Annotated in this window: 11 protein-coding genes; 2 read left to right on the forward strand and 9 right to left on the reverse strand. The window is 51.9% G+C overall.

The features are described from left to right. Positions 1-53: 53 nt before the first annotated feature. The 9 genes from CFT68_RS14935 to CFT68_RS14975 form a co-directional block, all read right to left on the reverse strand. Positions 54-722: a spermidine synthase gene (locus tag CFT68_RS14935; protein ID WP_088844336.1), complete on the reverse strand. Its 669-nt coding sequence runs from the start codon at positions 720-722 to the stop codon at positions 54-56. 95 nt (positions 723-817) lie between these two features. Next, positions 818-2,155: a PQQ-dependent sugar dehydrogenase gene (locus CFT68_RS14940; RefSeq protein WP_088844337.1), complete on the reverse strand. Its 1,338-nt coding sequence runs from the start codon at positions 2,153-2,155 to the stop codon at positions 818-820. A 111-nt stretch (positions 2,156-2,266) separates the two neighbouring features. Then, positions 2,267-3,163 carry an alpha/beta hydrolase gene (locus tag CFT68_RS14945; protein ID WP_212590418.1) on the reverse strand — a complete coding sequence of 299 codons (897 nt, stop codon included), beginning with the start codon at positions 3,161-3,163 and terminating at the stop codon, positions 2,267-2,269. 103 nt (positions 3,164-3,266) lie between these two features. Continuing rightward, the gene (locus tag CFT68_RS14950; RefSeq protein ID WP_088844339.1) at positions 3,267-4,097 is read right to left on the reverse strand and encodes a phosphosulfolactate synthase; all 831 of its coding nucleotides are present in this window, start codon (positions 4,095-4,097) and stop codon (positions 3,267-3,269) included. 189 nt (positions 4,098-4,286) lie between these two features. Then, complete coding sequence (locus CFT68_RS14955) at positions 4,287-5,684, reverse strand: tetratricopeptide repeat protein (protein WP_088844340.1); 1,398 nt, start codon at positions 5,682-5,684, stop codon at positions 4,287-4,289. 190 nt (positions 5,685-5,874) lie between these two features. Further along, positions 5,875-6,891, reverse strand: coding sequence for an NAD-dependent epimerase/dehydratase family protein (locus tag CFT68_RS14960; protein WP_088844341.1), 1,017 nt, complete (start codon positions 6,889-6,891; stop codon positions 5,875-5,877). Between the two features lie 37 nt (positions 6,892-6,928). Continuing rightward, positions 6,929-7,699, reverse strand: a complete 771-nt coding sequence (locus CFT68_RS14965; protein ID WP_088844342.1) for a tyrosine-protein phosphatase — start codon at positions 7,697-7,699, stop codon at positions 6,929-6,931. Positions 7,700-7,716: 17 nt separating this feature from the next. Beyond that, on the reverse strand, positions 7,717-10,161 hold the full coding sequence (locus tag CFT68_RS14970) for a GumC family protein (protein ID WP_170934817.1): 2,445 nt from the start codon (positions 10,159-10,161) through the stop codon (positions 7,717-7,719). A gap of 42 nt (positions 10,162-10,203) precedes the next feature. Further along, the gene (locus CFT68_RS14975) at positions 10,204-11,163 is read right to left on the reverse strand and encodes a polysaccharide biosynthesis/export family protein (RefSeq protein ID WP_088844344.1); all 960 of its coding nucleotides are present in this window, start codon (positions 11,161-11,163) and stop codon (positions 10,204-10,206) included. Between the two features lie 240 nt (positions 11,164-11,403). Here CFT68_RS14975 and CFT68_RS14980 point away from each other — a divergent pair, with 240 nt between their 5' ends. Next, positions 11,404-12,543 (forward strand): acyl-CoA dehydrogenase family protein, encoded by a 1,140-nt coding sequence (locus CFT68_RS14980; RefSeq protein ID WP_088844345.1) that lies wholly within the window; start codon positions 11,404-11,406, stop codon positions 12,541-12,543. 158 nt (positions 12,544-12,701) lie between these two features. Continuing rightward, positions 12,702-12,899 (forward strand): 30S ribosomal protein S21, encoded by a 198-nt coding sequence (gene rpsU, locus CFT68_RS14985; RefSeq protein ID WP_088844346.1) that lies wholly within the window; start codon positions 12,702-12,704, stop codon positions 12,897-12,899. Positions 12,900-12,934: the final 35 nt, after the last annotated feature.

The raw sequence follows: 12,934 nt of genomic DNA on the forward strand, positions 1-12,934 counted from the left end.
TGGCTCCCAAACCACCGGCACCCACCGGGACAGGCCACCGAAATACTACTAACCTAGGCCACTTTGTGCAGGATGTAGAGCAGGTTCAGGGATTCTACTTCCAGCTCTTTCACGCTAAAGCCCTGCCGCTCCCAATGTTCCGGGGCGGGGCGGCCATCTACCAGGGCATTTTCGGCGGTGAGGGTATTGAGCAGGATGTAGCCACTGGGCGCCAGCAGCCGCCAAATATGCTCCCAGAAACCCGATGTACCCAGTCCGGCTGGCAGCGCGAGGTCCAGGAACAGATCAATTACCATCAGGTCGAAGGACTCCGCGGGGGCCGTGGCTACCCAGGCAAACGCATCAGCGCAGACAATGTCCAGCTTCGCATCGGGCCGGATATCGAATTCTTCATCGGCCAACTGGATAATGACCGGATCAAGCTCAATGGCTGTAATGGCTGCCGCAAACTCCGGCGTCTGCCGCAGCGTCTGGACGATGCCGCCGCCGCCCAGGCCCAGCACCAACACGTGCGTAGCTGTTTCGGGCTGGGTAAACCGCAGGCCGTAGGCCAGTACCCGCTGCAAAGAGCCGTACGAATAGTTGGCGTGGGCGGTATCCAGCACTTTGCGCCCTCCGGAAAGCGTGATTTCCAGTGGTCCGCTGTATGCGGAGTGCACCCGGCGCGTGAGCGGTAGTACGTAGCTTATCAGCCGGCGCAGGGCCGTAAGTAGTTGCTTCATCTGGCGCCCAAGATACGGCAGGAATGAAACCGAAAGTGGCCTACGGCAACGCCATTGCGCCGTAGGCCACTCATCTGATTAGCTTTCTAAAATTGTTACTGAGCTGCAACGCGCCAGACCTTCTCCCCGGCATCATCTAGCACCAGCAGAGAGCCATCGGGCATTTCGGTTACGCCCACCGGGCGACCGTACACTTCTTTCTCCTTTTCATTGGCCACGAAGCCCGTCACGAAATCTTCCATGCCGCCGTTGGGCTTACCATTCTGGAAGGGTACGAACACCACTTTGTAGCCCGAAAAACTGGAGCGGTTCCAGGACCCGTGTTGCCCAATGAAGGCCCCACCCTGATACTTAGCCGGGAAGGCTTGTCCATCATAAATTGCGAGGCCCAGCGAAGCAGTATGTGGCCCCAATGGCACGTCGGGCACTACGGCCTTCTTCACCAGATCGGGGCGCTCGTTTTTGCGGCGCGGGTCTTCGTGCTGTCCAAAATACGAGTACGGCCAGCCATAGAAAGCACCTTCCTGCACACTGGTCAGGTAGTCGGGTACCAGCTCGTCGCCGAGTTCATCGCGCTCATTCACGGCGGTCCAGAGTTTGCCGGTGCCTTTCACCCAATCCATACCCACAGGGTTGCGTAGGCCACTGGCGTATATTTTTTCACCAGAACCATCGGGGTTGATTTCCAGAATATTAGCCCGGCGCTCCTCTTTATCGATGCCGTTCTCCGCCACATTGGAGCCCGAGCCTACGGAGATATAGATCTTCTTGCCATCGGGGCCAGCCAGCAGGTTGCGGGTCCAGTGGTTGTTGTAGCCACCGGCGGGCAGGCTCAAGATTTTCTCACCCTTGCCCGTAATCTTGGTTTGGCCGGCCTGGTACGGGTAACGCCACACGCCATCGGTATTCCCTACATAGAAGTACTGGCCTAGCACCAGCATACCAAGCGGCTGGCTAAGGTTACTCAGGAAGGTTTCGCGCACATCGGGCTTGCCGTCTTTGTTGGTGTCACGGAGCAGCGTGATGCGGTTGGCACTGGTAGCCCGCAACGATTTGGAAGGATCCAGATCCAGCGCGGCCACTACTTTCTTCTTCGGATTGGTGGGCACCGTGTTGGATTCGGCTACCAGCACGTCGCCGTTCGGCGTAACGTAGGCCCAGCGCGGGCTCTGGAAATTGCCGGCGTATTCCTGAATAGTGAAGCCCGCAGGCACCACTGGCGTTCTGCCTTTGGGCCAGCCAATCACCTTGCTCCGCTTCGTAGTTGATTCGGTGGCGTAGGGTTCCGGCAGCTTTACAGCGGTGGTGGCAGTGGCAACAGTATCGGCAGGCGTATCGGCCTGGGCTTCGGCCTTTTCTTCTTTGGAGGGGCCACCGCAGGCAACTAGCAGGCCTAGGCCAAGCAAGGGCAACTGGAAAACAGACTTATTCATTTCAACAGAAAATCGAGGGTATAATACAAAACCGGCCTGCTCCCTTCAGCGGGCGCCGGCCGGTTTAGTCTTACTGCTTTCTGTTGAGTTTGTTACGCCCGGTGCCTAGGCTTAGGGCTTGGGAGCCAGCAAAAACTGCAGCGGCACAGCTACCCGTTGTTGCCAGGCCGCCTCGTTGTGGGCAGCGCCTTCGTACTTGCGCGTCAGCCAATTGGTGCTAGTATAGCCAGCAGCACGCAGCACACTATCTGCCCGCAACTGGTGCGGCTCATACCACGCGTCGAGGGTGGTGGTGCCGTAGTCGAAGTACAGCTTTGGGCGCATACGGCGCGGCAGCTTCTGCTGCATGTAGGCCACCATGACCTCCGTAAAATCGTTGCTATCCTGCTGCACGCTAAGCGGCCAGTGGGTAGAAATACAGGCCGCGCCGCCAAATACCTGCGGGTATTCCAGCACAGCGTACAAGGAAATAAGACCACCCATGCTGGAGCCGGCTATAAACGTATCAGCCCGCTTGGGCGCCGTGGCGTACTTCTTGTCAATGAAGGGCTTAAGCTCCGTCACCAGAAACTTCAGGTAGACATCAGATAGCGGTGCAGCGGGTACTACTTGGGCATACGGCTGTTGCTGGGCGGCGCTCAAACGAGCATACGGCTTGGCAGGCGCGTACTCCCGAAAGCGCAAATCGGTATTCCAGATACCTACCACAATACATTCGCGGGCCTTTCCGTCCTGTATCAGTTGGCTCAGCACACTATCAACCTCCCAGGCCGTGCCGCCATAAGAGGTTTTAGGGCTGAACAGATTCTGCCCATCGTGCATGTAGAGCACAGGGTAGCGCTTGCCGGGCTTAGGGTAGCCGGCCGGCAGCCACACATCTACATTTCGCGGTTTCACCAGCTTCGAGGGGAAACTGGCCAGGTGCTCCACGCGGCCGGGGGCTGGTTGCGCTGGAGTGGTGTAGGCCAGTAGCACGGCTACCAGAAGTAAGAATACACGGATACGCATAACTGAAAAGACAGCAGGAAGATTAGTAATACAAAACCAGCCCATCCTACAAGCAAAACTGCTGTCTGATGGGCTGGTGTATTCTTGCTAGGCCAGTGGTTACCTAGCCGCGGGGCATCGAAGTACCGGGCTTGCCAGTCGGCTTCTCGGGGCGGAAATCTTCGTGCACGGCATCCATATCGAGGAAGTGCGTGAACGTGTCGCCGCGCAGGCCCAGACGGATGGTTTCGAGGCTCACGATTTCGTTAGGCGCGATGTTGCCCAGGTTTACGTTGGCGCCGAGCAGCTTAATGAACCACACTTGCTGGGCTTTCTGGGGAGCTTCCCACAGAATTTTCTCAAACGGAATCTGGGTCAGAATCTCTTCTACCAGACCCGAGCGGACTTCGCCGGTGCTACGGAACAGGCCTACGTTGCCAGCTTCGCGGGCCTCGCCGATTACTTTGATGGCGCCAGCTTCCAGCTCCGTTTTCATCTGCGAAATCCACTTGTAAGGCGGAATGATCTTCTCCGCATCCTTGGAGCCTACTTCAGACAGTACTTTCACGTCTTTAGACAGCTCCCGGATATACTCCAGCTTCCGGTCGTGGTTCAGGTCAATAGAGCCATCCGATACTTCGGCGTACTCCATGCCATACTGATCCAGCAACCGACGGTAGTCGTCAAACTGATTGCGAATGATGAAGGCCTCAAACAGCGTCCCACCAAAATACACCGGAATGCCCGCCTCTTTATAAGCGTCCAGCTTACGCTTTAGGTTCGGCGTCACGAAAGATGTGGCCCAGCCCAGCTTTACGATATCGGTGTACGGCGCGCCTACTTCCAGGAAATCTTCCACTTCCCGCACGCTCAGGCCTTTGTCCATTACCATGGTAAAGCCTTGTTCGCGGGGTTTTTCGGTGCGCTCGGGGAGTTGATTGAGGCTGTAATTCATTCTTAGTTTTCTTAGGTCTTGCGAATGGAAGAACGGGATGAAAGGTCGCAACGGCCGCGCTTGCGTGGCTTAGCATTGGGCTCAAAAGTACGCCCGAATTCTGTAACGTTAGAAAAAGCCAAGGCCCCGCGGTTTCGGTGAGTCGTCACCATGCCCGCGGGGCCTTGTTGGTCATGGCCGCTAGGCCACTTATTTCCGATACTGATCAATGAGGCGAGCCAGCGCCTTCTGCGACTCCAGCTCCGGGAAGTACTCGAACAGCAGCCGGTGCTTATCAAAGTCCAGCACCAAAGCATTTTCCAAGCATTGGTAGGCTTCGCGGTAGCGCCCTGCTGCCAGCAGATAGGCGCATAGCCGGTAGTGCAGCTCGGCCTCAACCGGCTGGATTTCTACGGCATTGCGCATGAGGTCAATGGCGCCATCGAAATTGCCTTGTTCGTAGAGGATAATACTCCAGTTCAGCCAGGCGTCCTTATTGTCGGGGGCTACTTGCGTGGCTTTGTCGTAGGCCTCTATCGAGGACACCACGTTGCCCAACTGGTATTCAGCAGCAGCTAGGGCCAGCCAGTATTCCACGCTTTCGCCGTACAGGCTCACGGCCTTCCGGAAGAAATGAATTGCCTCGAAATACCGCTCCTGCGCGTTCATCACGATGCCGATGCCGAACCAGGCTTCGTCAATCGTCGCGTCCAGATCAATGGCCTGCTGGTAAAAGCGGCGTGCGTTGTCCCAATCGGCCAGCTTCTCATAGCACTCGCCAATGTTGCACAGGGCTTCCGGCGTCGGCTGCCCTTCCGAGTAGCTGAGCTCAAACTCCTCAATGGCCTTGCGGTAGCGCTCCAGACTTACGTAGGTGCTAGCCAGAAACCCATGCGCATCATAGAATTTCCCATCGATCAGGATGGCATAGTCGAAGGCGCTGATAGCGTCGTCGTACTTATTGGCGCGGTAATAGGCTTGGCCCAGATTGTACCAGGCAATAGCCGAATACGGATCCTCGTCGGTGAAGCGGCGGAAGAACTCCAGGTTCTTTTCCAGCCGTTCGCTCACCTCCAGGCAATACAACAGCTCCTGCACGGCCACCTCGTTGTCGGGGTTCAGGCGTAGGCTTTGCTTGTAGTACTTGGCCGCACTCTTGAACTTCTGCCAGCTCTGGTAGGCCAGTCCGAGGTTGAAGAAAATGTCGTCACGGTCCTGGGTGCGCTCCGCAGCCTGCAGAAAAAAGGCTACCGCTTCAGCAAACTCCCCCTTTTGGGTAGAGATAATGCCGCGCGTAACTGCCACATCGGGGTTATCCGGATCGAGCTGAGCCACATCTTCAATCTGCTGAGCAGCAGCAAGGTACTCGCCTTTCATGGCCAGTACCTGCGAGCGATCAATGAGCAGTTCCGTGCTAAACGGGTACTGGGCAATGGCCGCCTCGCAGGCTTGCAGGGCTTTATCGTACTGGGTGTTCGTCGTATAGTGGTCGATGATGTTTTCAAAATCGCCCAAGTCAAAAAACACGGGTTCGTTGTGGGCTACCATTTGCTCAAAGCGGCGCACGGTGTCCAGTACTTCGTCCCGGTCTTCAAAATTCTCATTCATTCTCATGCTGCTACAATCGGCACGCAGCCGCCAACTTGGCAGACTTCGCGAGGGTGAGCGGACTACTTTCTTGGAAAAAGACGCCCGCCCTGAATATACAACAACCACACCGGAGCCACATGGGTTCAGGCTAGAAATCTATCTGGCAAGGTTCTTCTCTTCCGGCGGCCCCACAGTGCCCTAGGCCAGGTTAGCTACTAAGCTGCGTCATTTCCTGACGCTGGGCCAATAGCTGAGCACAGCACCACGCCACCGTCTCGGCTACCGGACGAAAGGACTGGCCTAGCGTCTTCTGCACTTTATCGGTGCGGTACTCCACTGGCCGCCGGCCGGCCCTGGCCGTATCCTTCGTGATGAGCGGCCGAGCCCCCGTCAGCAAGGAACGCACATGCTCCAGTCGCCAGATTGTTTCGGCGGCCCAGTCGGGCACGGCCACTGTGGGGGGCTTGCGCCCGAAACAGGCCGCCGCCTGGCCTAGCAAGTCGCGCAAAGGTACTACCCCAGCGCTCAACACAAACCGCTCGCCTTTGATAGGGGTATTGAGGGTAAGCCGCATCAGCATGTCTACCACGTCACGTACATCTACCAAATTGATATTGCCCGGCGTATAGAAGGTATGTTGATTATAGGCATACTGCAAGAGCCGCGTGCTACTGCGGTTCCAATCGGCGGGTCCCAGAATTACGGAGGGGTTGACTATCACGGCCTGTAGCCCTTCAGATATGCCGCGCCATACCTCCAACTCCGCCAGGTATTTGGAAGTCGAATACGCATTGTGCGCCGCCCCCAGGTCCCATTTGGCCGACTCGTCCAGTTGCACCGGCAGCCCTGCTTGCTCAGCACGCTCCCCCGTTTTACTTCCCAAAGCGGCCACCGACGACACATACCCCAACCGGATACCCGGTCTTTCCAGACAAGCATCAACAATATTAGCAGTGCCTTCTACATTCACTTGCTGCAAGGCATCCTCATCCTGCGGAGCATAGGAGACCAATCCGGCGCAATGGAACACATGCGTTACATCTTGCAACGCCACCTGTAGGCCTAGCGCATCGCGAATGTCGCCTTCTACCCACTCCACCTGATCAGCCGACGGAATTGCAGGCACTTTGTCGCGATATAGTGCCCGTACTGGCAGGCCTCTCGCTACAAGCGCAGCAATAAGAAAACGACCCACTAGGCCACTACCCCCCGTAACGAATACCATGTACGTGCGCTAAAACAAGCTGTTATGAACAGGAAACTCAGAGTGTGTTGTTGAGCAACGGCAATGCAAGAACCTTCTGCACATATTCGCTGCTCAGCACTTTGGTTCGGATAGTTTCGGCATGTTTCATGTGGTGAGCATCGGTTCCAACCATATCTACCAACCCGGCGTCAATAAGCTTTTCTGCTACCTTTTTGGCACCAGCGGAATAGTACCCTACCAGAGAATTTAGGTTTACCTGAAGAAGCACCCCACTTTCCCGGATTGCTTCCAAGTCTGCAAATTTGCCATACAAATACGTATAGCGTTCCGGGTGGGCCAATACCGGCTGATAGCCCGAAGCCTTCAACTGAAACATCGTTTCCGCAAAGTTGAATGGCTCATTGATATAAGAGGTTTCAACCAGCACATACCGATTATCCCCCCCAAAGCTCAACAGAGGCTCTGTCGCCTGTAGTTTCTCAGCAAACCATTCGTCCAAGTAATATTCAGCCGCGCAATCCAGGGTCATCCCCGTTATTCCGGCGGTGGCTACTGCTTGGCGCAACTGCTGCAAGGACGCCTGAATTCCATCTGGTGTGTTCCGGTAAAAGTCTCCCATAATGTGAGGAGTCATCACCAGTTTGTGGTAGCCTAGCTTTTGCAAGGCTTTTACCAGTTCTACAGATTGCTCAATAGTTTCCGCACCATCATCAAGCCCCGGCAACAGGTGTGAGTGCATGTCTGTACCCAGCGCGGCTAATGTTAGAGCAGCATCAGTTAGGTTAGAGGTCTGAGAGCTAAAAAGCTTCTGAAAGAAGGAGGACATACTACTTGCCACCTAGCTCAGGAGAAACGCTTCCGCAGACGGTTCACCACTCCACTTTGTGGCTGGGGCTCTTCGTAGTAACCTTGTCCATATCCGTAGCCATAGCCATAGCCATAGCCGTAGCCTTGCATTCCGCCGGCTTTGGCATCGTTGAGGATCGTAGTGAGCTTTGTAAACCCATTTGTCCGCACGAGCTTATTGATATTCTTTAGAAATGCTTTCTTAGAATAATTAGCCCGAACAATATAAATCGGCACATCTGCTTTCCGCATGATCAAAATACCATCTGTAACCAAACCTACGGGCGGTGTATCAATAATGATAACATCATAGCTCTGATACAAATGCTCCAACATCTCATCAAACTTGGGGCTCAGAATTAATTCTGATGGATTCGGAGGGGTTGGCCCAGCTGAGATAAAGTCAAGCGTAGGAATAGTAGTATGCTGAATACATTCCTGCCACGTGTGTTTCTCAATCAGGATGGTGCTAACTCCTTTGATATTTTCTGCATCGAAAGCCAAATTCACTTTGGGCTTTCGCATATCTAAATCCAGAATTACTACGCGCTGATCCGATGCAGCAATAATACCTGCTAAGTTGACCGTAACAAATGTCTTTCCTTCCCCACTAATTGTGGATGTAACTGAAATCATACGCTTCCTTTTTGAAGAAGCCATAAACTCAAGGTTAGTACGAATGGAGCGAATAGCTTCTGAGATAGCAGATTTAGGATTTTTATCTACAACTAATTTAGAAACCGACATTTTTTCTCTGTCATAGGTTGGGATAACACCTAAAACAGAAGAAAGTGTGTTGCGTTCTAATTCTCCTACACTGGTAACAGTATTGTGCAGTAAGTAACGCACAGCAATCAGTCCAATACCTAACACCAAGCCAGATGCCAAACCAATGGCATACGCCATCAACTTAATAGGCGAAATAGGTAGAGAAGGGAGGTTAGCCGGTGACAATACTTGGAAGTCCGCTGTAATTCCAGCGCGAGCTATATTATACTCCAGCGTTTTGTCCATCATCAGCAAACTGTATTTTTCATACAGCTCCCTCGGGCGCTTTAAGCGCTCTATTTGGGTTTTTAATTCCGGCAACTCTGCTAAACGACCTTGCAATGAGTTGGCTTTGTTGTCCATCTCATTAAGTTGGCGTTGTAATAACTGTTCGTTCTGACGCAGAAGCTGGTTAATATTTTGCTTGGTAAATGTAATTTGGCCTTGGAGATTTTTAATAGTTTGTGTCTCTGGAGTGTAAGAATTTGAAACTCTATTAATTTGCAATTGCAAATCGTATAATTCTCCTATTCTAGCGGCAAGCTCTGGTGCTTTTAATTCAGCCAATGCAGGGATACTTTGTTCAGCTGAGCGTTCTTCGCTTGCAACAATTCGATTTTGCGCAATTTGACTATTAAGACTTCGAAGGAGCGTTAATTGTTCCTGAAGCTTTTGCCTTTCCTCTTGTTGAGTCGTAAGTATAGTGGTGAGGCTTCCTAGTTCAGTTTCAGCGTCGAAAAGCCGATTCTGTTTCATAAACTCCTGTAGTTGTTCTTCTGCCTGGCGCAAAAGCTGTCGGTTATCATTCGACTGGTCTGCTAAATACCGTAGTGTTTTGGCAGACTGCTCCTGCTTACGTTGTATCTTCTCAACTAAATATGCGGTGTCTACTTTATTTACAATATCATGAGCCTTAAGGGAATTATTGTCTGTAAAAGATATACTAATCGTGTTTGCGTCAGGATTAATTATCTGCACCTGAAGATTTGAGCTTAGGTACTGGTTAATAAAACCCTCATCTCTAATTACGAAATAGAAATTTCGCTCAGTATCACTTGGACGAAATAGAGAAGTAGGATATATCCTAAACCAAAATCCCAACGTTTCAATTTGATTGCCTAATATTGCTTTTTGAATTACTTCCTGTCCGTTTTCCTGATAAGTTAGCTCTATCTGCTGAGGGGTAAGAAAGCGCAACCCAAACTTAGTATTATATTGCCCTCCTCCTTTCGTTTGATATTCTACCTTGAATGGCGAAGCTCGATATAATTCAGTTTCTAATACGGTACCTTCAGCATAATAATTAACTTCTAAGTCCAAAGAATCGCGCAAACGACGATAAATAAGATCAGATTTAATTAATTCAATTTCGCCTGAAAGTTGCGTCATTGTTTGCTTCTGCTCCACCATTTTGCCTAATCCTTCCAGGCCAAGCACTCCTGCTTCCGTCTTTTCGTCGATCTTCAAGGTCGATGAAGACTGATATACCGGACTGGTATAGCGTAGAAACAGCCAAGAGGCTAGCAAACCCAAGCTAATAAGCAACAATACCCAAGGCAAACTCTTACGAGCTACCATTAAGAGGGTAGTCAAGTCTAGCCCACCACCTTGATCCTCCTCCGCATCGCCTCCGGCGCCACGGATTAGTTCTTCTAATTCAATGTCTTCGTTCACAGCCATGTAGGCAGAGGCTCATTAAGTAAAACAACGTATCCGTTACGGGTTGCTGATGATAGCGTTCCGAATCAGGAAAAACGTAGTAAAAACACCCGTTAAAGTCGCGAACAGAGTAAAGTAAGGCTGAGCATCACTTAGCGTTTCGTATAACGGGCGACGAATAGGCTCCACATAGATAATATCGTTAGGCTCAACCTGAAGGCTAGCCCGACGCATGCCATCTATCGTAGTCAGGTCGATGATCTGTACTTGAGGGTTCTTTAGGCTACCCCGAATAAGACGAATGTTATCAGCTCGTCCGGCTTGCCCACCTTGAGCGGTAGGCCCCACATAGCCACCAGTTATGCCCCCTGCTGAAGCAAGTATTTCCAGCAAGTTCATGTTGTCGTTATAAAGAGGAATCACTTGGCCGGGTCCACCAGCAACTGCTCCCATAACTATCACACGATTATTGGTAACCCTGGTTAGGACGAAGACATCTTTGTAATAGACACTGTATTTCTGTTGCAGAACACTATCTGCTTGGAGCAATGTGTAACCTGCTATTTTCAGAGGCTCGATCATTGGCAGCGTAATCATACCATCATGCTGTACCAAAAAGTCGTTCTGTCCTGAACCCTGTTGACCCTGCTGCCCCTGCTGTATGTTGGCTCGACCGCCACCAGAGCTACGCTGACCGATAGATTGCCGATTATTATTTCCTCCACCAACACCACCAGGATAACCAAACATGAGCTCTCCGTTAGGATCTATGATTCGCTCACCTTTGTTAGTATTTACCTGAACGTATAGGTAATCATTCGGCTGGATGATATAGTTCCGCTCTGCACGGTTAACAACATCACGCAGACGCGCAGTATCTAATCCACCAGCTCCGGAGGTTCGCAGTAGGATATTCTGCTGCCGTAGACGAGATGTTGCACACGATGCTGAAATGAGCGCAACTAACAAGCAGGGAAGCCACAAGCGCAGGAGACGATAGAATGGTTGTTTTGGCATGCAAACTGGCTAGTCGGACTCAGAGTAATGGTTACGTAGAAATCCTGAATTTTTAAGAGAAACTCTCCTAAAGAACTATCAAAGTAACCGAATCGGTGCGCCCTTTCAAAATCCGAGCCATTATGAACCCAAATCCTATACTGGTTTTAGGGTGCATATAATTGTACTTTTGCAAACCCAAAACGGGCATTGTTCTGTTTTGTTGCTATATCCCACCCATCACCCTTACTCCCACCCCCTATGGAACTGGTCGCTACTGAAAACCAGACAATGATTGCTCAGATGGTGCGCGACTTCGGCGCGCAGTATATCAAGCCCCACATGATGAAGTGGGATGAGTCGCAGGAGTTTCCCGTTGACGTTTTCCACAAGCTTGGCGAACTAGGTCTGATGGGGGTACTGGTACCTCAGCAATACGGAGGAGCTGGCTTTGGGTACGTAGAGTATGTCACGGCCATTGCAGAGCTATCGAAAATTGATGGCAGCATTGGTCTGAGCATGGCAGCCCACAACTCACTTTGTACCGGACATATCCTGCAGCATGCTTCAGAAGAGCAAAAGCAGAAATATCTGCCGAAGCTGGCTTCGGGTGAATGGATTGGCGCCTGGGGCCTTACAGAGCCCAACACTGGTTCTGATGCCGGCAACATGCGCACTGTGGCCGTGGAAGATGGCGACTCTTATATATTGAACGGAGCCAAAAACTTTATCACGCACGGCAAGAGCGGTAATGTAGCCGTGGTTATCGCTCGTACTGGCGAAGTTGGCGATTCACATGCCATGACGGCTTTCATCATTGAGCGTGGAACGCCAGGCTTTGAGGCTGGCCGCAAGGAAGACAAGCTGGGCATGCGGGCTTCAGAAACGACAGAACTGATTTTTACTGACTGCCGCGTACCCAAGGAAAATGTTATTGGTAAAGTAGGCGACGGTTTCGTGCAGGCGCTAAAGGTGTTGGATGGTGGCCGCATCAGTATTGCAGCTTTGAGCCTGGGCATTGCGCAAGGGGCCTACGAAGCTGCTCTGCAGTATTCCAAGGAGCGCCATCAGTTCAATCAGCCAATCAGCAACTTCCAGGGCATTGGGTTTAAGCTGGCGGATATGGCGACCGAAATTGAGGCAGCGTCCCTGCTTACCTATCGGGCAGCTGATATGAAGGACCGTGGCCTGAACGTAAATAAGGAGTCGGCTATGGCCAAGCTGTATGCTTCGGAGGTGGCGGTGCGCACTGCCAACGAGGGTGTACAGATCTTCGGGGGTTATGGCTACACCAAAGATTACCCGGCTGAGAAGTACTACCGTGATGCTAAGCTGTGCACTATTGGCGAAGGCACGTCGGAAATTCAGAAGCTGGTTATTGCCCGAACCTTGCTGAAGTAGAACCGTTGATTCTGCAGGCTCTGTGCTGATTTCGCTGATTATCCGGGCTGTATCAACAGGCCTACGCGGAAAATACACGGAATCATTTTCAATTCTGCAGAATCATTGCCTATCTTTGCAGCCCTCTAGCCAGGAAAGTTTTCAACCTCACTGAAGATATGATCATCGTCCAAATCAAAGAAAACGAGTCGGTTGACCGTGCGCTCAAGCGCTTTAAGAAGAAGTTCGAGCGCACCGGCGTCCTGAAAGAGCTGCGTCGTCGTACGTTCTTCCAGAAGCCTTCTATTACGAACCGCAAGCAGAAGCAGAAAGCTATCTACAAGCAGGTAACGTACGGTAACGAGGCTAGCCAATAGTCACGAAGAGCTTCCCGTAAGCTAGAAAAGCCGGC

The organism is Hymenobacter gelipurpurascens (genome assembly GCF_900187375.1).
In the GTDB taxonomy this organism is placed as follows: domain Bacteria; phylum Bacteroidota; class Bacteroidia; order Cytophagales; family Hymenobacteraceae; genus Hymenobacter; species Hymenobacter gelipurpurascens.

What these genes read in the sequence shown, in the direction of transcription:
- CFT68_RS14950 (WP_088844339.1), bottom strand. Translation starts at nt 4,097, where the DNA reads ATGAATTACAGCCTCAATCAACTCCCCGAGCGCACCGAAAAACCCCGC.
- CFT68_RS14945 (WP_212590418.1), bottom strand. Translation starts at nt 3,163, where the DNA reads ATGCGTATCCGTGTATTCTTACTTCTGGTAGCCGTGCTACTGGCCTAC.
- rpsU (WP_088844346.1), top strand. Translation starts at nt 12,702, where the DNA reads ATGATCATCGTCCAAATCAAAGAAAACGAGTCGGTTGACCGTGCGCTC.
- CFT68_RS14960 (WP_088844341.1), bottom strand. Translation starts at nt 6,891, where the DNA reads ATGGTATTCGTTACGGGGGGTAGTGGCCTAGTGGGTCGTTTTCTTATT.
- CFT68_RS14965 (WP_088844342.1), bottom strand. Translation starts at nt 7,699, where the DNA reads ATGTCCTCCTTCTTTCAGAAGCTTTTTAGCTCTCAGACCTCTAACCTA.
- CFT68_RS14980 (WP_088844345.1), top strand. Translation starts at nt 11,404, where the DNA reads ATGGAACTGGTCGCTACTGAAAACCAGACAATGATTGCTCAGATGGTG.
- CFT68_RS14975 (WP_088844344.1), bottom strand. Translation starts at nt 11,163, where the DNA reads ATGCCAAAACAACCATTCTATCGTCTCCTGCGCTTGTGGCTTCCCTGC.
- CFT68_RS14940 (WP_088844337.1), bottom strand. Translation starts at nt 2,155, where the DNA reads ATGAATAAGTCTGTTTTCCAGTTGCCCTTGCTTGGCCTAGGCCTGCTA.
- CFT68_RS14935 (WP_088844336.1), bottom strand. Translation starts at nt 722, where the DNA reads ATGAAGCAACTACTTACGGCCCTGCGCCGGCTGATAAGCTACGTACTA.
- CFT68_RS14955 (WP_088844340.1), bottom strand. Translation starts at nt 5,684, where the DNA reads ATGAATGAGAATTTTGAAGACCGGGACGAAGTACTGGACACCGTGCGC.